The organism is Dorea sp. BIOML-A1, assembly GCF_009875615.1.
GTDB lineage: Bacteria > Bacillota > Clostridia > Lachnospirales > Lachnospiraceae > Dorea_A > Dorea_A amylophila.
Genome location: NZ_WWSA01000005.1, coordinates 57,016 through 80,532, shown reverse-complemented (window position 1 = coordinate 80,532; position 23,517 = coordinate 57,016). Strand labels below are relative to the sequence as shown.

The following is a 23,517-nucleotide window of genomic DNA, read 5'->3' as shown; positions in this document are numbered from 1 at the left end:
TCTCTTATATCAAATTAAGAAATGACATCACCCTCATGTACGTCTTTTCCTGTCAGTGCAATGTGGTCATAATTGGACAGACCATAATCATTTCCACTTTGTACAATATAGTAATCATCGCTTTCGCATAAAATCTGTACCTGACGGAATACCGCATACCCCCGGTTGATATTATAAACTCCCTTTAATTGCTTTGTTTCTGATAATTGATAAATATCTGAAGAGCCTGCTTTTTTTAAGGTTGTATTTTTTTCAAAATCATCCGGATTAACATAGACAGAACCGGTCTGTGTATCGCGGTAATAGATATCAACAGCCTGAAATTCTGCATTCTCTTTCCCGGTATCGATCAATACACCGGTACTGTTACTATTTCCGCCCTGAGTAAGATAATCTTCCGGAATTACATAGAAGTCCTTCTTTGTAATCGCTGATTTTGGTATTTTAAGTCCGGACTGATCTTCGAGTATCAGTTCTACGTCAACAAAACGATCCTGGGCATAGCGTACCATCGAAGAATCAAATGCAAGATATCCGAGATAAGACCCTTTTACTTTTTTCATGGAAAATGCAGCGGTCATAGTTTCATTATCTTTCGGAAAACGTACATGGACACTAGAAGAATCTTTCAACTCTTTTGCACACTCTTTGGTTAAAGGAATAACCAAAGTCCAGTCATCATCTTTGATTAATTTGTATACCGGGGTGCCGGATTTAATCCGGGTATTGTTCTTCTGCTCTTTTTTATGATAGCCTTCTTTGCTTAACATATCCGGGGTTACATCATCCGCAGTAGTTTTTTCGAATCCGTCCACATAATAACATATGATACCGTCAGAATCCGCAGAAAACACATGAAGTCCGTCGGTATCTGCATCGGTCAGAGCAGCAAGCTGAGTCTGACGGTTCTGATTTGATTTTCCATCCAGCACATTTGAGATATTACTTTTTAATGTATATACATCTCCGAAACTTTCATCAGAATAATTTTCGCAGAAAGTCTGGGTCTTCTGACGTATATTGTTCTGCTCAACGGAGGTTAATTTCTGACTTTTTCCTGATTTTGATTCAAACTGTAACTTGTGGTCAGAAAGAGAATAAATCTGTGTTTTAGCACCGACTTTACTACCGGCTGAAACAAAGTAATTAACGTATCCATTGTCTTCGGAGCGGATTACTGTTTCATTACGGATGGCAAGACCGGTATAGGAATTGTCTTTGAGAATGGATCCTTCCCGAACCTCATAAACAGAAATATGTTTTTCTGTCAGATACATTAATACAGTTACAACAAGATAAATAAATATAACACCAAAAATGATGATCCCAATATTTAAATGTTTTTTCTTCTGATATACTTTTATATTTGATGATTGCGTGTTTCCAGCCAAATTTCCGGCCTCCTATCTTTATTGCTTTAACATACGTAACGCTGATCCATTTAAATAGTGAAATGCCTTTCCCTGATAACTTTGCCTTTCTGTCATGATTTCAAATAGTTCATCTCTTAACTTCCACCAGCTGGTGTCCCAGTTACAGAATACAGCATCCTTTTCCGGAATACGGCTGAACAGGCGCTCAATTGCAATATCCGGTCTCAGATATTCCAGAAACAGGATGAGGCGGTTCAGGTACTCTTCTTTTTTACATAGAGATATTGTACCATTTTCATACGCTTCGCACAACTTTGTATTCTTAGCAATATAAAGAGAATGTGCCTTTACGATCTGTACCGGAAGTGCAGATAATATTTTTGCCGTTTCAATGCTGTCATCCAGATCATCTCCCGGAAGATTCAGGATTACATGGGTACAGATATCGAAAGAATATTTGTTGATATGCAGGACCGCATCGATAAATTCCGCAAGAGAATGACCTCTTGATATTTGTTTTAAGGTATGATAATTCACTGTTTGAAGTCCGAGTTCGATCGTAATCTGGATTCCGGTTTTTTCCCGGACTGTATGTAATACATCCAGGTAGTCATCCCGTATACAATCCGGACGTGTAGAGACGGCAATTTCAACAATATCAGGAACGCGGGATGCTTCCTCGATATATGAACGGAATATTTCAAGCGGTAAAAATGTATTCGTAAAGTTTTGAAAATACGCAATAAACTTATGCGCATGATAACGTTTCTCAATGTAGTCGCGAGTCCTAAGAAGCTGTTCTGTGACAGATACGGCAGAGTCCATTGCTTCAAATCCGGTTCCCTTTTCTGCACAGAACGAACAGCCGTTTCCGTTAATTCTATTTGGACAGCTGACCGGGAGGTTTACCGGAAGTTTATATACTTTTTCTCCATATCTTTCTTTGAGATATTGTGAATATGGATAATATTTTTCACTTTTATCCATGATAAAAATCCTTTCCGCAATGTATAATTCCACTTTTCCCGGCAATACTATTATCATTCGATAAAAGGAGGATTACTCAGATGAAATGGTTTGATAACACTGCATTGACGCTTGTGATCATCGGTGCACTTAACTGGCTTCTGGTTGGTATATTTAAACTGGACATCGTAGCCGTAATCTTTGGAAATCTCACATGGATTTCCAGAATTATTTATACCATTATCGGTCTATGTGGACTTTATCTCATCAGCCTTTATGGAAGAATCGGAAGTTCATCCTAAAAAAGGGGTATCCGTATTATGGATGCCCCTTCTATATTTTTACATATTATTTTTCAGGAATTGCTTCCACAATTGCTGTCATATCTTTATAAAGCAATGGCTTTGTATCAGCATTCATTACAATAGAGATATATGGATGATTGTTCTCATCTTCTGTAAGAAGGACGAGACAATTCCCGGCCAGCTTGGTTGTTCCTGTTTTTCCGCCGATGACAGTTACATTATCTGGTTTTTCTGCTTCACCGGTAGCATAAAAATTAGTAGGTTCCCAGGTAATACTTCTTACAGCACCACTACTTCCGGTAACCTTTGCGGTATGTGATTTTGATTTGATGATTTTGACAAAATCATCATTTTTAATGCATTCATTAAAAATGAGATAAAGGTCATAAGCAGTTGTATAATGGTCGTCATTATGAAGACCATTAGAATTTACAAAATGTGTGCCTGTTGCCATTAACTTTTTCGCTTCTTTATTCATCATTTTGGCAAATCCATCCATACTTCCGCCCACATATTCTGCAATTGCTGTTGCATTGTCATTTCCGGAATGAAGTAACAGACCATATAATAAATCGGATAATGTAATCTTATCGCCAGCCTGTATTCCGCAAGTTGCTTCGTCAGCAGCAAAGCTGTTCATATCGGCATTCTGAGACACTGTGACAACGTCTGACAGATCAGCGTTTTCCAAAGCAACCAGAGCAGTCATAAGCTTGGTTGTACTTGCCGGATAGATTTTATCAAACATCTGATAGGAAAAGTCAACTTTTTTCCCGTCAACATCAAACAAGGCTGCTGAATGAAGTGTATCTGTTTCGGTAGAGGTAATCCCTTTCAGATTGACATCACCAGATGCAACACACAGATCAGAAGCAAATAAATCACCTGTATACAGATTTGTGTTATAATTTTCGATTTCATAATCTGCTACTACATTCTTTGAACCAAAACCACAACCGGTTGTCACCATTGCCGTCAATGACAGCACAGCTATTAATTTTGAGTATTTACCGATACATTTCACGCCAGTCTAAATCTCCTCTGTCAATTGCTAAGATAATAATTTCTGCTGTTGCAAGATTCGTTGCCAGCGGAATATTATAAGTGTCGCACATACGGATCACATCATTAAGATCCGGGTCGTGAGGTTTTGGATTGGAAGGCTCTCTCAAAAAGATCAGAGCATCAATATCATTCTGCGCAATCTGCGCTCCTAACTGCTGCTTTCCGCCTAAGGGACCGGCCAGATATTTATGAACTTTCAGGTTTGTAACTTCTTCAATTAATCTCCCTGTCGTTCCTGTAGCATAAAGACTGTGTTTGCTTAAAATTCCTCTATATGCGATACAGAAATTTTGCATCAGTGCTTTTTTTGAATCATGTGCTATCAGACCTATATTCATATTATTCACTCCTTACTGGTATTTTTTCGGTTGTAATCCTACGTTCAAGACTAATCCAATTCCAATATATAAACTTACAAGAGATGTCAGTCCATAACTTACAAAAGGTAATGGTACTCCAGTATTAGGTAATATCTTGGTGGCAACACCAATGTTAATAAAACTTTGTATGCCAATCAGTCCCCCAACACCACAGCATATGATTCTTCCTGCAAGGTCTTGCGATCGTATCCCAACTAAAATACATTGTATCATAATTAATAGTAATAACGCAATAATTATACAACCTCCGACAAAACCTAATTCTTCACCAATGATCGCGAAAATGAAATCTGTCTGTGGTTCAAGAATGAAATTACCGTTTTTTACGGATGTGGTCGTGTTATTATCCAGCCCTTTTCCTGTTAGCTGACCGGAACCAATTGCCATGACAGAGTTTTTCTGCTGGTAAGCTTCATCACTTTCATATTTTTCGGGTTCGATAAAAGCAAGGATACGCTTCTGCTGATAATCCTTTAAAAGCTTCTGGTCAGGCTGAACAACGATACTTAAAAAGATGACTGCGACCGGTATTAATATGACAAGGACGGTACCGATGAATTTATAACTTAGTCCGGCTACATAGATCATAAGACAGATCATAAGAGCGGTACAAATGGTTGTGGACAGGTTTGGCTCAATTAAGATCAATACCAGCGGAATACCTGCGAGGACAGCATATTTCAACAGTGTAAATTTATCATTGATATCTTCTTCGTGTTCCATCAAAAATTTTGCAAAAAATATGATCAGTAATATTTTTGCAAGTTCTGAAGGCTGGAATTGGATAAAGCCTACCTTGATCCAGCGGGTTGCACCATTTACATTCTCACCAAATAATTTTACTGCAGTAAGCATAATGATAGAAAGTATATACAATACCCAATAAAAATTTATGATCCACATATAGTCAATCAGTGACACGATGATCATAGCCGCAAGACCTATCACGACACCAAGAATCTGTTTGTTCTGAAGAGATTCTTTTGCACTGCCTACGACTAAGATACCGAAAATGGATAAAATACCTACAAGTGCAACAATTCCGAATTTGTAATTTTTCCAGTTATATGGTTTTGTAAATCTATGTGATCTCACGTTTCTTCTCCTGCTATTCTTATCACTATCTGTGAACGGTTAATCTCTACTTGAAAATCATCTTCTGTAAGTTCCACGTATTTGGAAAGGGTTTGATATAAGTCCCGGCAGATATGATCATAAACGGAAGGCGTACATTGTACCCGATCCGATACGACCAATGCGCGGAGACGGTTTTTTGCAATGGATACGGAAGAGCTTTTCAACATATTCAGGGCCTCCTAATTCTTCTTGAATACATGTGAGATCCTTGAGAAGAATCCCTTTCCGGTATCAAGATTTATATAAGGAACTTCCAATCCCAGAATACGCTTACAAATATTTAAATATCCTTTTCCTGCCGTTGAATCGAGACCAATTACCGGTTCCCCCTGGTTAGTCCCGATAACAACCTGTTCGTCATCAGGAAGGATTCCGATTAAAGGTACCGAGAGGATTTCGGTGACATCATCAACGGACATCATATCTCCCCGCTTCACCATGTCCATCCGGATGCGGTTGATGATCAGGTCAATCTTACGGATCTGATTCTGTTCCAGAAGTCCAATGATACGGTCAGCATCACGAATGGATGATACTTCCGGAGTTGTAACAACTAATGCACGGTCAGCACCGGCAATGGCATTTTGAAAGCCTTGTTCAATACCGGCCGGACAATCCAAAAGTATGTAGTCAAATTCTTCTTTTAATTCAGAAGTGAGCTTTTTCATCTGTTCCGGTGATACCGCCGACTTGTCTTTTGTCTGGGCGGACGGAAGCAGATATAGATTTTCATATCGGCTGTCACGGATCAATGCCTGTTTCAGGCGGCATCCGCCGGTCACAACATCGACCAGATTATATACGACCAGATTTTCCATGCCCATCACAACATCTAGATTCCGGAGCCCTAGATCAGTATCTATGATCACTACCTTTTTGCCAAGCTTCGATAAACCGGCTCCTACATTTGCAGTTGTAGTCGTTTTTCCAACTCCACCTTTTCCTGATGTAATTACGATAACTTCGCCCATGAATAACTTCCTCCTATAACTGGTTTTACTTTTACTTCTCCTATCCGCAGTTTTTTCGGCTGCATACGGAGAGCTGCAATGACAGCATCTCTGCGTCCGGAGGCACCTGCGATCACCGTACCGTATATGGTACCGATTACAATTACATTTCCTTTGGATGCAACGGTAGCACCTTCTTCGATATCACCTATGATCACAATGCTCTGTTCGGACTCAAGAACCTGCCTTCCTCTTAATGTACCCTTATAGAACTGCCCGTCTTTTTCATGGATGGCTTCAAGGCTTTCGTCCAGCATTTTTTTATGGACTTGTTCTGTAACAGTATTTTTCTCAATGATACAAAGTATTTCGATATTGGCAGCTGATTCAATTTCTCTTGTCAGCTGCCGCTCTTCATCTTCTGTGAAAGAACGGCCTTCATATTCCACAGCCATTTTTGCGTGAGCAAAGAACCTGGAAGCAGATTGGAATTTCTTTTTTACGACTTCCAGAAGTTCCTCGAATGAAATGTCTGAATCAAAATAAATAGTGATGCCGTATTTGTTACTCTTGATGAGCACCTGGTCTTTCACATAGAATCATCCTTTCTTTAATCTCCACCATTTGATCCGGTACCAATATCTGATGCAGATCCCGTGATCAATTCATTTTCCGGTGTGACTTTATAGTAGTACTCCATGACATCATTACCGACTTCAGCTGCAAATGTCGAACTGTAGCCGTTGGCAATACGGATTGCAAATGCAATCTGTGGGCTGTCACTAGGAGCAAATCCTACAAACAGACCGTGGTCTGGATGAGTCTGACTTTGCTGTGCAGTTCCGGTTTTACCGGATAATGCAATACCACTCGAATTTAATTTCGTAAAAATATCTTTATCTTCTGAAGTTACAACTGCTCTCATACCTTCATGGACTGCCTGCCATGTAGAGGCGGACACATCGGTAACTTTATTTTTCACTTCAGGAGTATAGTCTTTGATCGTTTTCCCTTTAGGGCTTGTAACCTTATCTAAAAGACTTAAGTTGTATACGGTTCCCTCATTTGCAACTGCTGTGATATATCTTGCAAGCTGACTGGTAGTATAGTTGTTGGTACCCTGTCCGATAGCAGATAATACAGAGTTGTCATCGGATATCTGCGGGTCAGATTCGGGAATTTCCATACCCGAAGTATCTCCAAGACCAAATTCTTCCGCATATTTTTGAAGTTTTGCAATACCACGTTCGCTTGAATAATAATTCTGTGTATTCTTTCCATCTGAGGTATCACTGTCCAGCTTTGAATCACCGGCATTATTGAGCCCTAGTCTGTAACCGACTTCATAGAAAAAGTCATTACAAGAATGCTGAATACCCTGTGATACATTCAGGTTACCATGTGATGACGGATAAATCCAGCATTTTGGATTCGGTGTGACTTTCTTATATACTCCGGCACATGGAAGATATGTGTTAACGTCAATGACACCTTCGGTCAGACCGGCAATTGCAGATAATGGTTTGTAAGTGGAACCAGGTGCTGTCTTTTCCTGTGTTGCATTGTTGTAGAATGGACGGGACTGATTGGTAAGCAGTTTGCTGTAGTAATCAGAATCCATGGTATTTGCAAGACGGTTGTTGTCATATCCGGGATAAGAGACGCATGCAAGTACTTCACCGGTGTTCGGATCTGTTGCAACCAATGAACCGGTACAAGGCTCCAGTCCTAACTGTCCGGGTGTAATCGCCAAAGACTGGATTTTACTCCGCATAAAGTCATATGCACCGACATTTCCTGCTTTCAGACCGTTATACTGCTCATCATCCTGATCCAGTATTCCCTGTTCATAGAGCATCATGCATACCTGCCTGCCGGTAATTGTTCCGGATTTTATCATATAGCGGTAGATCAGTTTGTCAAAACTATTGTCTGAATCAACATAATCCAAAATATAATTAATAATTCCCTGATATACTTCACTGGAATCAGAATACTGTTCATTTGATTTTATATAATCTTTCAATAGTGAAGTATCTATCCAGTTCTTTGAAATAGCATAATTCAGATAGTTATATACATTAATAGATTCATCATCTTTCCAGGCTTTATAAGTATCATCTTTGGTATTGATGGATTTTGACATTACTACACCTGTTCCGTTTGTCAGCACATCCGATACCAGATAGGTGAGGTACGCCTGTATTTCTTTCGGCTGATCTTTATATGCTGCTGCATTGGAATCGCTGAATATTTTCGTAAGAGAATTCTTCACTTCTTCTTTTCTTACGGCGAATGCAGATGCAACCTCTTTTTCGGCTTCACCGGCATTTGCATCTGTAAAATGCGTCATATCAAGTACGTCATTGTTGATCATAGCGTTATATACATCACCAATCGGAATGATAACGTCACTTCCGTCTTCAACTTTGTTACGGTCAAAATCCAGATTGTTTTGTATTTTGGCAAGCAGAACGCCCGCAAGTTCCTGCTCCAGAATGTTATAAGCGGCTTTTTGAAGATTGGCATCAATCGTCAGATACAGGTCATTTCCGGCTTTGGGATTTGTGCCCTTTACGGTTTTTATTACTTTTCCGACGTTATTAACATAAAGCTTCTCACTTCCCTTTTTTCCCTGAAGCTGGGAATCCAGTGCCTTTTCAAGACCAGCTTTACCGACGGTGTCTGTTTTGCTGTATCTTTCCTGATCTGCGTCACTTAATGCATCATACTCTTCCTGAGAAATCTGACCGGTATATCCTATGATGTTTGCAAAGCAGTTACTGTCAGCATATTTTCTCAGTGACTCTTCTTCTACATTGATACCGGACAATTTGTCCAGATTTTCCATGATGTCTGCGACTGTTGCATCACTGACATCTTCGGCAATTGTAGTTGAAATGTATTTCTGATAACTGTTCAGCCAGATCTGATAACGGATATTGATCATTTTTAATACCATGGACTTGTCCATAGATTTTTCATCAATACCGAATTTCTGCTTATTTGTACACAGATAATGAATCAGTTCATCGGCAGTAGTCTCTTTCTGTTTTTTGGAAAGCTTATCAATTGTAGATTTACCGTATACATCAGCGATAAAACGTAATTTCTGCGTTTCATTCTGTGCAACAAACTGATACATATTATTACTGTCCAAAATGATTCCAAAGTTATTGATCACGGTATCGCCATTGGATTCTACCATTTTAATAACAGAAGAAATCGTCTTGTTTAAAACTTTATTCTGCTGTGCAATACTGTCATAAGAACCATTGTCTTCAATTGTGACAGAGTATGCCAGTTCATTATAAGCCAGTAGGTTGCCGTTACGGTCATATATATTACCACGGGTTCCCTGAATCTCTTTTGTTTTCTGAATCTGCAGTTTATAATCGTCAAGGTATTCCTGTCCTTTTACAATCTGAAGATAAAATATCCGCTGTACCAGAATTGCCGATGTAATACAAAAGACAATGATCAGCACGAATATTCGAGATTGTACGAATTCTGCAATGCCGGATTTGATCCGTTCCCATAAACTATACAAATTTACTTGCACTCCTTTGCTCTTCTGCTTCCAGTTTCTTGTTAATGTGTAATATGATCTGATACAGAATCAGTGTGACCAGGATTGTATATACAAGCTCAGGCATAATGATCTGTCTCAGGTATGCTTCAAAAGCAAAATCCCCCCGCAAAAGATACATACAGAAGTATGTAACTAAACCATAGATCAATTCGCTGACTGCGATCAGTGCGATTGGAAGTTTAATGTCATCATCATAAAAAAGTCTTCGGAATGATCCGTTCAGATATCCGATCACTGAGAAAAGTAACGTATAGAATCCAAGTGTATTCCCCCAGAATACATCCGTCAAAAAGCCGGAAAGGAATCCTACGGCAAGCCCCTCTTTCTTTCCACGCATAAATCCGAACGATGAAGTGATGATAATCAGCAGGTTCGGTTTGATGGATGCAAAAGACAATCGGTGGAAGATGGTGCATTCCATTAAAAAGCATATGATGATAATACAAAATGTAATCAACTTTCGTTTCATGAATTACTCTCCCTTTGTATTTGCGGATTCTTGTTTGATCAGGTCGTTTTTCGTTGTGGTAATAACGAGAACCTCCTGCAGTTTAGTGAAATCTACAGCAGGTGTAATATATCCGGACCGGGTCAGGTTATTAGAATCCACTTTCACTTCACTGACGTATCCGACAAAAAGTCCCTGAAGGAACCGGTCACTGACATGAGATGTAACAACCTGTTCTCCGACTTCAATCTTATTATCGTTATTGGCAAGTTTTTCAAACCGGATCCTGCCGTTTTCCATCTGTTTCAAGTCTCCTCTGACTACGCAGGTGTCAGAAGTTGAAAGGAGCATTGCACTGATATTACTTTCGTCGTCAATAATGGAACGTACTCTCGCATAATGCGGGCCAACCTCCGTTACAATTCCGACCAGTCCGCTTCCGGCGAGGACATTACAATTCTTTTTAATGCCGTCCTTCTTTCCTTTGTCGATCGTAAAATCACTGAACCAGTTGGAGCCGTTATTGGAAATGACGTGTGCACCTACTTTTTTGTAATCAGAATAATTTTCATCCAGTTTATATAATTCTCTCAGCCTCTCCAGTTCATATTGATCCTGGCGTAGTCGCGTGTTGTCGATCGTAAGGTCATCTACTTTGGACTGTAATTTTCTATTTTCTTTTTTCATGTCCTGCAGTGTTTCAAAGTTATCGGAAAGATCGCTCATATAGCGTCCAACATATCCGATCCCTTTCTGCATAGGAATGACTGTATAGTTTGCAACGAAACTGATTGGTCCGTTCCCTCCGGTAATACGTTCCACACCCATCAGGATGACACAGATGACGATTACGATGATCAGCCAGTATTTACTTGGAAGGGAAGATTGATTTTTTGTCTTCATTATCTCATCCACCTATAATTATCTTCTATCATTGAAAATGTCAGTTTTCTTAAGTCTTTCGACATAATAATACGTTTCAGGCCATTGACTGCACAGGTATCCGGTTCCAGGGCAGTTCTTGATTTAATGCCTACCATCTGTTCGATATAAATTTCAAGACCGGGCATATTTGCAAGTCCGCCAGTGAGGAAAATACCATTCTCATAGATTGCTTTGCGGACTTCCGGAGGTGTTCTATCAAGAAGGGAATGGATGGCTTTGACGCATTCCAGTAACGGATCTTTCATTGCAGCACGGATCAGCATGATAGAAACCGGCTTCCGCATCGGCACACCTGTGATCAGGTCTCTGCCAGCTACCGATAAGATAGAATCAGAATCTCCGGTAAAGACATTGAAATTCCGTCTCAGTACTTCAGCAGTCTGCCGACCGATCAGGAAGTCGTGACTGTGCTTTACAAGATTGATAATCCCCTGATCAAACGTATGTCCGCCTACTTTTACGAGACGGTTCAGTACCATTCCGCCTCCGGCCAGTACAGACAGTTCGGTAGTTTCACCACCGAAATTCGCGATCATGATTCCTTTTGTATTCTGAATATCCAGATTTAATCCGACTGCATCGGCAATCGAACGTTCTACGATATTTACTTCTTTTGCTTTGGCTGTTGAATGGATCACAAGATCAAAGAACGCCTTCTTTTCTACTTCGGTAACATCTGTTGGAACAGCAATTACATATTCAGAACCACGGGAAAACTGTCTTCCTCTTTTTAATAAGTTCTGAAGAAGAAACTGCATGTCGTTAAATCTGGAAATAACGCCCTCTTTCATCGGAAATGTGATCTCGATGTTTGAGGGAGCTTTCCCATACATACTAAATGCATCATCACCAACCGCAAAAATATCACGGTCACGATTGTCTTTAAATGCGATCACGTTCTTCTCTTTCCAGATCGTGTCTTTTTTCTTATCATAGACCTTGATGTCATAAGACCCAAGATCCAGTCCGTATACATTTCTTGCCATCTGACAGAATCCTTTCTATCTTGGTTGCAGAATTTTACAGCATTCCCTCTTCACGAAAACTTATATAACAATTATTGCCAATTATAATATGGTCTAACAGCTCAATTCCAATTAATGCACCTGCATCCTGAATCCTTTTTGTTGTCAGCATATCTTCCCGGCTTGGAGACGGATCTCCGCTTGGATGATTGTGTAAGATGATAATGGATACTGCATTTTTCTGCAATGCTTCTATAAAAAGCTCTCTTGGCGTGACCAGGGATGCATTCACAGTCCCTTTGGAAATGGTAGTTTCACCAAGCAGCTTTGCCTTCGAGTTTAACATTAATAATTTCATATGTTCCTGTTTCTCATGTCTTAAATCTTCCATATAATATTGCGCAATCGTTTTTGGATCGGTAAAACATACTGTATCCTGATAAGACGCTTTTGCAAGCCTTTTTGCAAGTTCAGATATACATGATATCTGAATTGCTTTTACGTTGCCAATCCCTTTGATCTGCTTCAGACGTTCAGCGTTAAACTGATGAATTCCGAGAATGCCGATTCCGCCGGCATGATAAAGAATTCTTCCTGCAAGTTCCAATGCATTTTCACCGCGGGTACCGGTTCGTAACAGCACTGCCAGCAATTCAACGTCACTTAAATGTTCGGCTCCGAGACGGGAACACTTTTCATATGGTCGCTCGTCTCTCGGCATTTCTCTTATGGTATTTGATTGATTCATATTATTCTTCAGATTCGCACGACATTTTTACAGACTCAGTCAAAAGACAGATTCTGTAAATTATAAGAAACGATATATGATAATGGAAAGAATCACGCCAATGATACTTGCCATGGTTATCTTTATCGATAGACCAAATGTTATGACCATTACTCCGAGATTCAGAACGATCGGATCGTCTATCCCGAAAGATTGTCCATAGCCCAGCCAGGATAAAGCCGGCACCCCTTTTGCCAGTTCACCAATAAAGCCACCAAGAACTACTCCTGCCAGCAGAAGCAGAAATAAAGCCCAGGCGTTTTTACTTCCTGCACCTTTCATATGTACTCCTCCTCGTTTTTCCTATCTAAAAAACTCAATACATTTTATCACATTTCAGAAAAAGTGTATAGGTTTATGATATTAAAAAATTCTTAAACTTCTTTTCATTTTTTTACATAAAATGATCAGATTAGATAAAAAATTAAGATTCCATCTTGAACGGATGATAAACGGAAGCAATCATTTCGGCTGCTTTGATTCCGTCCATAGCCGCAGAGGTAATCCCGCCTGCATAGCCTGCGCCTTCGCCGCAAGGATAGATCCCGCGGATTTCGCTCTGAAGGGATTGGTCTCTTATGAGTCGTACAGGCGAAGAAGTCCGGCTTTCTACTCCCGAGATGACGGCATCGCACCGCGCATATCCGGGAAGCTTGTGGTCAAAGATCTGAATTCCTTCTGTCAGCGACTCTGCAATGAATTCCGGAAAAATATTTCTGACGTTTGCAAGCTGATACATACCTTTTATATGCGGAGTGACTGTACCCAGCTGCACAGAAGGTCTGTTTTCACAGAAATCCCCAAATAACTGTACCGGAACTTTGCCGTTTCCCTCGAGATATGCTGCTTCTTCAAGCTTTCTCTGGAATTCGACACCAGCGAGCGGATGATCACTTCCAAAATCATCGGGTGAAACAGTAACGATCACTGCAGTATTGGCATTCTGGCTATCCCGGCGGCTGTAACTCATTCCGTTAACGGCAAGCCGGTGTTCTTCGGAAGAAGCATTTACGACATATCCGCCCGGACACATACAGAAGGTATATACGCCTCTTCCATTATCGAGGTTAGCGGTCAGTTTATACGGTGCTGCCGGAAGAAAGGAAGGATAATTCTTACCGTATTGATCCTGATTGATCATTTTCTGCGGATGCTCGATTCGTACACCAACAGCAAATGCCTTCGGCTGCATTGGAAGGCCATGCTGATATAACATGGAAAAAGTATCCCGTGCACTGTGACCAATGGCAAAAACTGCAAGATCTGTATCGAGCAGATATGTTTCCTTCTTTTGCGAATCGTAGATTTTAAGTTTGCGGAGAATCTTTTGACCGTTGTCGGAATGTGTCTGAATATCAGTGACTTGTGAGTGAAACCGCACTTCTCCACCATGAGCACAGATATATTTCCGCATTTCTTTTACAACTGCAGAGAGCACATCGGTACCGATATGAGGTTTGCTTTCGTAGGTGATGGATTCCGGAGCACCGTGTTCGGCAAAGATACGTAGTACTTCATGGTTGCGTCCGAATTTGTCTTTTACCAGAGTGTTCAGTTTTCCGTCAGAAAATGTTCCGGCGCCACCCTCACCGAACTGAACATTTGATGAAAGATTCAGCCGCCCGTTTTCCCAGAATGTTTCCACATCTTTTGTACGCTGATCTACATCGGCTCCGCGTTCCAGAAGAATTGGCTGATATCCGTGCGTAGCGAGCATATAACCACAGAACAGTCCGGCAGGACCTGTTCCGATAATGACCGGCCGGTGTGTCAGTTCCTTTGTCCCTTTTACTTCGAAATGGTAGCTGTCCGGCTTAACCTGGAATTGTATCTGATTATTTTTGACCGTTTTCTTAACTTTTGCTTCATCTCTTACCTGGACATCTACAGAATAGACATAGTAAAGAACAGGCTTTTTTCTGGCATCGATCGACTGTTTGCAGATTTGAAAGCCCTGAAGTTCCTCTTTTTTTATGCAAAGTGTTTTTAAAATCTTGCGTTCAAAGTCGTCTGATGTATGTTCAATGTTCAGTTTCATCTGGTTGATCCGAATCATATGTTTTTACTCCTTTACAGTTTGTCATCTATCTGATGATATATCGTTTGCAGCAGCAGTTCCGGCAAGATAACCGGTCGCCCAGGCCCATTGCAGATTGTACCCTCCGCAGATGCCGTCCACATCCAGCAATTCCCCGGCAAGATAAAGGTGCCGGACATAACGGGATTCCATAGTGTCGGGAGTGATTTCTTCTGTTGAGATTCCGCCGGCACAGACTTGTGCATTATCAAAACCATTAGTGGTATCAATTGTTACTACGTTATTCTTAACTACCTGAACAAGACTTTTTATCTGTGTATCCGACAGATCACCTGTCAGTGTATGCATCCGGATGCGTGCCTGCTCTAAAAATCTTGGGATCAGCTTCCGGTGAAAGATTCCAAGAAGATAATCTGCGCAGGTCATCTGCTCTCTTCCGTTTTTACGTTTCAGCAAGAACTCAAAAAATGCCTCTTCCGTAAAAGCGGGCAGAAAATCAATGTTCACTTTTGCATCCTGTTTTAAATACAGAGATTTGGCAATATAGCGGCTGATCTGGAAAACCGGTATTCCGGAAATGCCGTAAGCCGTAAGCTGTAATTCCCCGTGATCGGAAGCTGCCGGTTGTCCATGGCATACTGCAGTTACGACAGCATCCGTACGGACCCCTGCGGCTTTGGCAAACGGATGATTCTTTACTTTTAATTGAACCAGAGCAGGTACGACCGGAACCATCGTATGTCCGAGCTGCTTTGCAAGTGCATAACCACTTCCGTCGGATCCGAGCTTGGAATTCGCTTTCCCGCCGCAGGCAAGGATTACAGCATCTGCCTTTTGCTTTTGATGATCTGTCAGGACCGTAAAACCATGAGATGTTGGACTAATACCCGTCACCGTCACATCAGTGGTTATTTTTACATGCAGACGATCCAGTTCTGATTTCAACAAATCAAGAACGGTGGAAGCCTGGTCGGAATAAGGATAGACGTAATTTCCTCTTGCCTTTGTCAGAAGCCCAAGAGATGTGAAAAACGCAATGGTGTCTTCATAGCCGAATTTCTGTAATACTTCTTCTACAACGGAAAGATTGTCGCTGTGGAAATAAGAGGCGTTCATATCTTTGTTTGTCAGGTTGCATCTCCCGTTTCCGGTTGCAAGGATTTTTTTGCCTGCGCTGTCTTTCTTTTCGTATATCAGGATCTGTGCCTGCGGGTTCGTCCTTGCGGCTGCAATTGCCGCCACAAGACCGGAAGCACCGCCGCCAATGATTGCTATTTTCTTCATATCTATTCTTCCAAATATTACAATGATTATATATATTGAGGGTTACAAAGTTACAATTCCGGCACGTACCAGATACTCTAATGACATCAGTATTCCAAGCTTGGCATGCGGCCAGGTGAGACCTCCCTGAAAATATACGGCATACGGCGGTTTGATCGGTCCGTCTGCGCTCAATTCGATGGATGATCCCTGAACGAAAGCACCTGCTGCCATGATAACGTCAGAATCATATCCCGGCATCGGCCATGGTTCCGGAGTCACATAGGAATCGACCGGTGCTGCTGCCTGAATTCCTTTGCAGAACTCAATGACGCCTTCCGGAATTCCAAATTCTACAGCCTGAATGATATCGTGTCTGCTTTCTGTGCTGTTTGGAATAACAGGGAACCCCAGTTTTTCATAAATATTAGCTGCAAAGATCGCACCTTTTAGTGCAGCTGCTGCCACTGTCGGGGCAAGGAATAATCCCTGGTAAAAATCTTTCATGATACCAAGAGATGCACCAACCTCTCTTCCGAGGCCCGGGGAAGTCAGTCGGTATCCGCATGCATCGATCAGATCTTCGCGACCCGCGATATACCCGCCAATCGGGGCAAGTCCCCCGCCGGGGTTCTTGATCAGTGAGCCGACTGTCATATCTGCACCGACATCACTTGGTTCGATCGTTTCGACAAACTCACCGTAACAGTTGTCCACCATACAGATCAGATCCGGTTTGAGCCGTTTGACAAATGCGATCAGCTCGCCAATCTGCTCAACCGAAAAGCTCGGTCGTGTCTGATAGCCTTTGGAGCGCTGGATTGCAACCATCTTTGTTTTCTCGTTGATTGCTTTTTTGATATTTTCGTAATCAAAGGTTCCGTCTTCCAGAAGATCTACCTGAGAGTAAGTAATGCCATATTCTGCAAGGGATCCATTTGACGGGCGGATACCAATGACTTCTTCCAGTGTATCATATGGTTTTCCGGCAGGTGCCAGAAGCTCATCACCCGGTCTTAGGTTTGCTGCAAGAGCCAGTGCCAGTGCATGTGTTCCGCAAGTGATCTGCGGACGTACCAGAGCGCTTTCGGTATGGAAAATAGACGCATATACTTTTTCGAGGGTATCTCTTCCCTGGTCATCATAACCATAACCGCTGGCATAGTTAAAACATCCTGCGCTGACGCGGTTATCCTGCATTGCTTTTACTACTTTTAACTGATTGTATTCGGCAATCTTATCAATTTTTTCAAAACGGTTTTTCAGGTCTTTTTCTATTGTATTTCCGAACGAAAGGACTGTTTCGCGGATGCCCATTTCGCTGTAAATTGTGTTGATTGGTGTCATAATCTATATTTATCCTTCTTTCTGATTTTTTATTTTGATTTGTCGTAAATATTTTGAGAAAATCACCGGATTTCCAGCAGCTTGAAACGCAGGGATTCACACATAGCATCAAATGTTGGATTAATGGATGGAATCTGTTTCAGAACCGTTTCTGCCTCACGGTATCTTCCCATGTCATATAAAAGAGAAGCTTTATTAAGATCAAACATTGCCTGCTCGCCTTCGTACCGGATCATGGATTCCAGGCCGAGCAGTTCACGGTAAGCAAAAGCAGTGTCCTGATTACGTGAATATATTTCCATCAGTTCATTCATTTTTCTCAAAAATTTGGATTTTCCTCTTAACTTTTTCTTCAGCATATTTTTCCCTCCAGATGCGAGAGCATTGCCTTTAGGATCCTGTCTTCATCATAATCATACGCTTCTTTCTGAATCCACGTCACCTGACGTTCGCGCCGGAACCAGGTGAGCTGACGTTTGGCAAAATGACGGGTGTCACGTTTGATGGTATAGACAGCTGTGTCCAGATCACATTCCCCGTCAAGATATGCCAGGATTTCTTTATAACCGAGCCCCTGCATAGAAACCATCTCTTTCGTACAGCCAAGTTCTTTCAAATGTTTTACTTCGTCAACGAGTCCCTCTTCTATCATCTGGTCTACACGTCTGTCAATTCTTGCATACAGCTGCTCTCTTGGCGCATTCAGAACAAAATAGACGAATTCATACGGGGATTCTTTCCGACGTTCCTCTTCGTTGTGCTCTGACATTTTCTGCCCGGTCTGACGGTAATATTCCAGCGCACGGATCACTCGTTTCACATTATTGGCATGAATATCTTCTGCGGATTTCGGATCAACTTTTCGCAGCATATTATGCAGGTATGCTGCCCCCTTTTCCTTTACAAGATTTTCCAGCTCTGCCCGGTAAGTGTCATCCTGGGCGGTATCGGTGAAATCAATATCGTACAGTAATGCCTGGATATAGAATCCTGTTCCGCCGACAACGATTGGAATATGTCCGTTGGCATAAATCTGTTCCATTGCATTTTTAGCCATCTGTTGAAATCGGACGACATGGAATTCATCCCATGGTTTCAAATCATCTATCAGATAATGAGGAACACCCTGCATCTCTTCCGGGCGTATCTTGGCAGAACCAATATTCATGTATTCGTATACCTGCATGGAATCGGCAGAAATAATCTCCCCGCCAATCACTTTTGCTAGTCCGATCGAAGCTTTTGTCTTCCCGACGGCCGTAGGCCCTGTTAGTACTACTAGTGGTTTCTTCTTCATTTTATACGATCCTCTTGAATTTCTTTTCTAATTCTCTCTTTGTCATTGCGATAATGGTTGGTCTTCCATGCGGGCAATGATAGGGGTTGTCCAATGATAACAGTTCACCGATCAACGCATCAACTTCTTGCACGGATAATTTCATATTTCCTTTTACGGCAGCCTTGCATGACATCGAAGCAATCTTTTCATCAATGAGATCCGGAGACTGATTGCGGGCAATCTCATCCGAAAGGCTGTCCAGCATTTGGATCAGTAGTTCTTTTTTCGCAATACTGAACAGATTATCCGGAACAGCACGGACTGCATAAGAGTCCTGTCCGAACTCTTCAATCTCGAACCCTATCCTTGTAAACCGGTCCATATAAGTGTTCAGCAATTCTGCTTCCCGCATACTTAAATTCAATACAATCGGCGGACTGATCATCTGCGAGGTGAATTCCCTGGTTTGCATAGATTTCAGAGTTTTTTCATACAGAACCCGTTCATGCGCTGCATGCTGATCGATAATATACAGACTGTTATCGTATTCTACCAGCCAGTAGGTTTCGAATACTTGACCGACTATTTTATATTTCTGCATGGCCTCTCTGGTAAGCAGATGATCTTCGAAAAGTTCCATTTGTTTTGGTGGTTCTGGCGCAGTTGTCTGTGTTGATATTTGCGGTCTGACGGCAGTATTCTGCATGTAAAGTGTTTTTTCTTCTGCAATAGTTTGTATCGTATTTACCGGTTGTTTTGTTACAGCCTCTTCTTTTTTCTTCTTTTCTTCATGCTCTGCCAGTACCCGTTCTTTCATTTTGGACATGAAGTATTCCAGATTATGTTCCGGAGCAGATCGGACGGCAGTCTTTGGTTCCGGAGTAGATTGGGCGACAGGCTTTGATTCCGGTGTAGACTGGACGGCTGTCTTTGGTTCCGGAGCAGATTGGACAGCAGGCTTTGGTTCCGGTGTAGACTGGACGGCAGGCTTTGGTTCCGGCATCTCTACATGCGGAATCAGTTCTTTTTCGTGAAGTCCCTGATCAACTGCCGAATAGATAGCGTTATAGACTTCCTGTTGATTGTTAAAGCGTAGTTCCATCTTCGTCGGATGTACATTGACATCTACATGTTCTCCGTCAATCTCTATATGCAGTACCACAAACGGATACTTATGCTGCATGGTAAAATCCTTATATGCATCCTCGATGGCTCTGGAAATGATACTGTTTCTGGCATACCGGCCATTCACATAATAATTTTCAAAATTCCGGTTTCCTCTGGAGATGATTGGTTTTCCTAAAAATCCGGTGATTTTAAGTCCCGGTGTATCGTATTCTGCTTGCAGAAGATTTGAAGCAATTTCGCGTCCGTAAATGTGATAGATGACATCTTTCAACTTTCCGTTACCGGATGTATGTAATTTGGATTGTCCGTTATTAATAAACTGAAACGAAATGTGTGGATGAGAAAGTGCAAGTCGCGTCATCAGGTCTCCGACATGGCTCGCTTCGGTCATCGGTGTTTTCAAAAACTTCCTTCGGGCAGGTGTGTTATAAAACAACTGCCGTATGATAAAGGTTGTTCCATCCGGTGCACCGGTATCTTCCAGAGTTTCTTCTTTGCCGCCTGCAATACGGTATAACGTGCCAAATGTCTGATCTTTTGTTTTTGTGATCAGTTCTACCTGTGCAACTGCCGAGATACTGGAAAGTGCCTCTCCGCGGAATCCCAGTGAACCGATGTGAAGCAGATCATCGACAGAACGGATCTTACTCGTTGAGTGCCGCAAAAACGCAGAGCGTACATCTTCCCGGTCTATTCCGCAGCCATTGTCTGTAATACGCATGAACGAGATTCCGCCATCCTTAATCTCTACGACAACTGCTGTAGCACCGGCATCAATGGCATTTTCCACCAGCTCTTTTACAACAGAAGCCGGTCGTTCGATCACTTCTCCTGCTGCAATCTTATCAATTGTAATCGGGTCTAACACCTGAATTTTACTCATCGTTTACCACCTGTTTTTTAGTTTGTTCTGAAGTTGATATAATGTATTCAATGCATCGATCGGAGTCAGATTGGCAAGATCCAGTTCTTTGATCTCCTTGATGACATCATCATCTTTTACAGTATCAAAAAGTGACATCTGGGCAAGATCTACCTCATCAAAATGCTTTGCCTTTGGTTTGGATGCTTCCTGCCCCTGCACTTCGATCTCTTTGATCTTACCGGTTACATCTGCCTGTACCAGTTCTTCTACGATCTCTTTTGCCCTGTCTGTAACTGACTGCGGAACACCTGCAAGCCTTGCAACCTGGATTCCGTAACTTTTATCCGCACCGCCCTTGACAATCTTACGCAGGAAGATGATATCGTCACCTTTTTCCTTTACTGCAATACAGTAATTGTTAACATTTTCAATTTTTCCTTCCAGTTCAGTCAGCTCATGATAATGTGTTGCAAATAAAGTTTTTGCTCCTAACAATTTGCTGTTACTGATATATTCAATCACTGCCCAGGCGATACTCAAACCGTCAAAGGTACTGGTACCGCGCCCAATCTCATCAAGGATCAGAAGGCTCTTATTCGTCGCATTTCGGAGAATATTGGCCACTTCTGTCATCTCCACCATGAAGGTACTCTGTCCGCTTGCAAGGTCATCTGAAGCACCTACACGGGTAAAGATACGGTCAACCACACCGATATTTGCCGAAGAAGCAGGGACAAACGAACCGATCTGTGCCATCAGGACAATCAGGGCTGTCTGTCTCATGTATGTTGATTTACCGGCCATATTCGGACCCGTAATAATGGAAATCCGTTCCTTTTTGTCATTCAGATATGTATCGTTACAGATGAACATGTCATTGGAGATCATCTTTTCGACTACCGGATGACGGCCGTCTTTGATATCAATGAGTCCTTTGTCATTCATCTTTGGTCTGACATAATTATTTTGTTCTGCAACCAGTGCAAGAGAGGCAAATGCGTCTAATTTTGCAATGGCTTTAGCCGTCTTCTGGATGCGGACAACTTCTTTTCCGATAGTATCTCTGACCTCGGAATAAAGCTGGTATTCAAGAGCATACAACTTATCTTCTGCACCAAGAATCGTATCTTCCAGCTCTTTTAATTCCGGTATGATATAGCGCTCTGCATTGGCAAGCGTCTGTTTTCTTGTGTAATAATCCGGCACCAGATTTTTGAATGAATTGGTAACTTCCAGATAATAGCCGAATACTTTGTTATATTTAATACGCAGGTTCTTGATACCGGTCTTTTCACGTTCTTCTGTTTCCAGCTTTGCCAGCCAGTCTTTCCCGTCAGATTTGGCGTTGCGGAGTTTGTCCACTTCTGCATTGTAACCGTCTTTGATAATGCCGCCTTCTTTCATGGCGATCGGCGGATCTTCTTTGATGGAATCACTGACCAGCTTGCATAGATCTCCGAGCGTATCCAGTTCTTCATTCAATTCCTTTAAAAGAGGTGTCTGCATATCATTCAAGATATATTTTATATGCGGAAGCATTGCAAGAGAACTTTGGAATGCGATCAGATCTCTTGGATTCGCAGACTGATATGTGATCCTGCACACAAGCCGTTCCAGATCATAGACCGGTGAAAGGTATTCACGGATCTCCTCTCTGGAAATTGCATTTTTCACTAATTCATCTACAGCATCCAGTCGTTTTTCAATAGCGCTCTTGTCAATCAACGGCTGTTCAATATATTTGCGCAGGGTTCTTGCACCCATGGCAGTCTTCGTCTTATCCAGCACCCACAGGAGGGAACCTCTTTTCTGTTTGTCACGCAGTGTTTCACACAGCTCCAGATTTCGTCTGGTTGAGCTGTCCAAAAGCATATATTTTCCAGAAGCATAGATTGTCAGGTGGGAAATGTGTGATAAATCTCGTTTTTGTGTCTCCACCAAATACTGCATGAGTGCACCGGCTGCAATTACACCGCAGTCATAATCGGTAAGTCCCAGTCCTTCAATCGTACCGGCATGGAAATGTTCTTTCAAAACACGTTCACAGACTGCATCGTCGAAATACCATGAATCCAGAGAATATACGGTAATTCCAAGCTTTTCTTTTAACAATTCAAAATCCATACCGCTCATATAAAAGGCTTCATTACAGATCAGCTCTGACGGCATGAACTTATAGATCTCGTCAAACAATTTCTCAGAATTTTCAATCTCGGTTACCATGTACTCGCCGGTTGATACATCGGCGACAGATACGCCGTAATGATCCGATGCGTAAGCGATACACATGATATAATTATTCTTTGTTTCATCCAGTGCCTGCGTGTCCAGGTTGGTTCCAGGGGTTACGATTCTTACAACATCTCTTTTTACAATTCCTTTTGCAGCAGCCGGATCTTCCAACTGTTCACAGATGGCCACTTTATAACCTTTGGATACCAGTCTGTTCAGATATCCGTCCACTGCGTGATACGGGACACCGCACATTGGTGCGCGTTCTTTCAGTCCGCAGTTCTTTCCGGTTAATGTAATCTCCAGTTCTTTGGATGCAGTCAACGCATCGTCAAAGAACATTTCATAAAAGTCTCCCAATCTATAAAAGAGGATGCAGTCCGGATATTCTTTTTTCGTCTGCATATATTGCTGCATCATTGGTGTTAATTCTGCCACTTTTTTTACTCCTC

General features: G+C 41.8%; 22 protein-coding genes. 1 reads left to right on the top strand and 21 read right to left on the bottom strand.

Annotation, left to right across the window (positions count from 1 at the left end):
• Window positions 1–14 precede the first annotated feature (14 nt).
• Window positions 15–1,391: an HlyD family efflux transporter periplasmic adaptor subunit gene (locus tag GT508_RS03720; RefSeq protein WP_161143586.1), complete on the bottom strand. Its 1,377-nt coding sequence runs from the start codon at window positions 1,389–1,391 to the stop codon at window positions 15–17.
• A gap of 18 nt (window positions 1,392–1,409) precedes the next feature.
• The gene (locus GT508_RS03715; protein ID WP_138376874.1) at window positions 1,410–2,360 is read right to left on the bottom strand and encodes a TIGR01212 family radical SAM protein; all 951 of its coding nucleotides are present in this window, start codon (window positions 2,358–2,360) and stop codon (window positions 1,410–1,412) included.
• Between the two features lie 80 nt (window positions 2,361–2,440).
• Here GT508_RS03715 and GT508_RS03710 point away from each other — a divergent pair, with 80 nt between their 5' ends.
• A complete protein-coding gene (locus tag GT508_RS03710; RefSeq protein ID WP_028085928.1) occupies window positions 2,441–2,641 on the top strand; it encodes a DUF378 domain-containing protein in 201 nt (66 codons plus the stop codon).
• Window positions 2,642–2,687: 46 nt separating this feature from the next.
• Here the strand turns inward: GT508_RS03710 and GT508_RS03705 are convergent, their stop codons facing one another.
• From GT508_RS03705 to mutS, 19 genes are all read right to left on the bottom strand, one after another.
• A complete protein-coding gene (locus GT508_RS03705) occupies window positions 2,688–3,668 on the bottom strand; it encodes a D-alanyl-D-alanine carboxypeptidase family protein (protein ID WP_330576878.1) in 981 nt (326 codons plus the stop codon).
• A complete protein-coding gene (mgsA, locus tag GT508_RS03700; RefSeq protein WP_006426567.1) occupies window positions 3,652–4,047 on the bottom strand; it encodes a methylglyoxal synthase in 396 nt (131 codons plus the stop codon). Before mgsA ends, GT508_RS03705 begins: the two co-directional genes overlap by 17 nt.
• Window positions 4,048–4,059: 12 nt before the next feature.
• Window positions 4,060–5,184 (bottom strand): FtsW/RodA/SpoVE family cell cycle protein, encoded by a 1,125-nt coding sequence (locus GT508_RS03695; RefSeq protein WP_161143585.1) that lies wholly within the window; start codon window positions 5,182–5,184, stop codon window positions 4,060–4,062.
• A complete protein-coding gene (locus GT508_RS03690) occupies window positions 5,181–5,393 on the bottom strand; it encodes a cell division topological specificity factor MinE (RefSeq protein WP_028085931.1) in 213 nt (70 codons plus the stop codon). The genes GT508_RS03695 and GT508_RS03690 overlap by 4 nt, the downstream gene beginning before the upstream one ends.
• A gap of 12 nt (window positions 5,394–5,405) precedes the next feature.
• Window positions 5,406–6,197 carry a septum site-determining protein MinD gene (minD, locus tag GT508_RS03685; RefSeq protein WP_055284235.1) on the bottom strand — a complete coding sequence of 264 codons (792 nt, stop codon included), beginning with the start codon at window positions 6,195–6,197 and terminating at the stop codon, window positions 5,406–5,408.
• Window positions 6,179–6,769, bottom strand: coding sequence for a septum site-determining protein MinC (locus tag GT508_RS14895; RefSeq protein ID WP_161143584.1), 591 nt, complete (start codon window positions 6,767–6,769; stop codon window positions 6,179–6,181). Before GT508_RS14895 ends, minD begins: the two co-directional genes overlap by 19 nt.
• A gap of 17 nt (window positions 6,770–6,786) precedes the next feature.
• The gene (locus GT508_RS03675; protein ID WP_192934775.1) at window positions 6,787–9,726 is read right to left on the bottom strand and encodes a penicillin-binding transpeptidase domain-containing protein; all 2,940 of its coding nucleotides are present in this window, start codon (window positions 9,724–9,726) and stop codon (window positions 6,787–6,789) included.
• Complete coding sequence (mreD, locus tag GT508_RS03670) at window positions 9,719–10,237, bottom strand: rod shape-determining protein MreD (RefSeq protein ID WP_028085935.1); 519 nt, start codon at window positions 10,235–10,237, stop codon at window positions 9,719–9,721. The genes GT508_RS03675 and mreD overlap by 8 nt, the downstream gene beginning before the upstream one ends.
• A 3-nt stretch (window positions 10,238–10,240) precedes the next feature.
• The gene (gene mreC, locus GT508_RS03665) at window positions 10,241–11,119 is read right to left on the bottom strand and encodes a rod shape-determining protein MreC (RefSeq protein WP_161143582.1); all 879 of its coding nucleotides are present in this window, start codon (window positions 11,117–11,119) and stop codon (window positions 10,241–10,243) included.
• Complete coding sequence (locus GT508_RS03660; protein ID WP_055284239.1) at window positions 11,119–12,147, bottom strand: rod shape-determining protein; 1,029 nt, start codon at window positions 12,145–12,147, stop codon at window positions 11,119–11,121. The genes mreC and GT508_RS03660 overlap by 1 nt, the downstream gene beginning before the upstream one ends.
• 34 nt (window positions 12,148–12,181) lie before the next feature.
• Window positions 12,182–12,874: a RadC family protein gene (radC, locus tag GT508_RS03655; protein WP_055284240.1), complete on the bottom strand. Its 693-nt coding sequence runs from the start codon at window positions 12,872–12,874 to the stop codon at window positions 12,182–12,184.
• A gap of 60 nt (window positions 12,875–12,934) precedes the next feature.
• Window positions 12,935–13,195 carry a DUF4321 domain-containing protein gene (locus tag GT508_RS03650; RefSeq protein ID WP_028085939.1) on the bottom strand — a complete coding sequence of 87 codons (261 nt, stop codon included), beginning with the start codon at window positions 13,193–13,195 and terminating at the stop codon, window positions 12,935–12,937.
• Window positions 13,196–13,337: 142 nt separating this feature from the next.
• Window positions 13,338–14,969 carry an NAD(P)/FAD-dependent oxidoreductase gene (locus tag GT508_RS03645; protein ID WP_161143581.1) on the bottom strand — a complete coding sequence of 544 codons (1,632 nt, stop codon included), beginning with the start codon at window positions 14,967–14,969 and terminating at the stop codon, window positions 13,338–13,340.
• Window positions 14,970–14,993: 24 nt separating this feature from the next.
• A complete protein-coding gene (locus GT508_RS03640) occupies window positions 14,994–16,235 on the bottom strand; it encodes an NAD(P)/FAD-dependent oxidoreductase (RefSeq protein WP_161143580.1) in 1,242 nt (413 codons plus the stop codon).
• Between the two features lie 42 nt (window positions 16,236–16,277).
• Window positions 16,278–17,561 carry a methionine gamma-lyase family protein gene (locus tag GT508_RS03635; RefSeq protein ID WP_161143579.1) on the bottom strand — a complete coding sequence of 428 codons (1,284 nt, stop codon included), beginning with the start codon at window positions 17,559–17,561 and terminating at the stop codon, window positions 16,278–16,280.
• Window positions 17,562–17,623: 62 nt separating this feature from the next.
• Window positions 17,624–17,920, bottom strand: a complete 297-nt coding sequence (locus tag GT508_RS03630; protein WP_161143578.1) for a hypothetical protein — start codon at window positions 17,918–17,920, stop codon at window positions 17,624–17,626.
• Window positions 17,914–18,858 (bottom strand): tRNA (adenosine(37)-N6)-dimethylallyltransferase MiaA, encoded by a 945-nt coding sequence (gene miaA, locus GT508_RS03625; RefSeq protein ID WP_161143577.1) that lies wholly within the window; start codon window positions 18,856–18,858, stop codon window positions 17,914–17,916. The genes GT508_RS03630 and miaA overlap by 7 nt, the downstream gene beginning before the upstream one ends.
• 1 nt (window position 18,859) lies before the next feature.
• A complete protein-coding gene (gene mutL, locus GT508_RS03620; protein ID WP_161143576.1) occupies window positions 18,860–20,851 on the bottom strand; it encodes a DNA mismatch repair endonuclease MutL in 1,992 nt (663 codons plus the stop codon).
• A gap of 3 nt (window positions 20,852–20,854) precedes the next feature.
• Window positions 20,855–23,503 (bottom strand): DNA mismatch repair protein MutS, encoded by a 2,649-nt coding sequence (mutS, locus tag GT508_RS03615; RefSeq protein ID WP_330412548.1) that lies wholly within the window; start codon window positions 23,501–23,503, stop codon window positions 20,855–20,857.
• Between the last annotated feature and the right edge of the window lie 14 nt (window positions 23,504–23,517).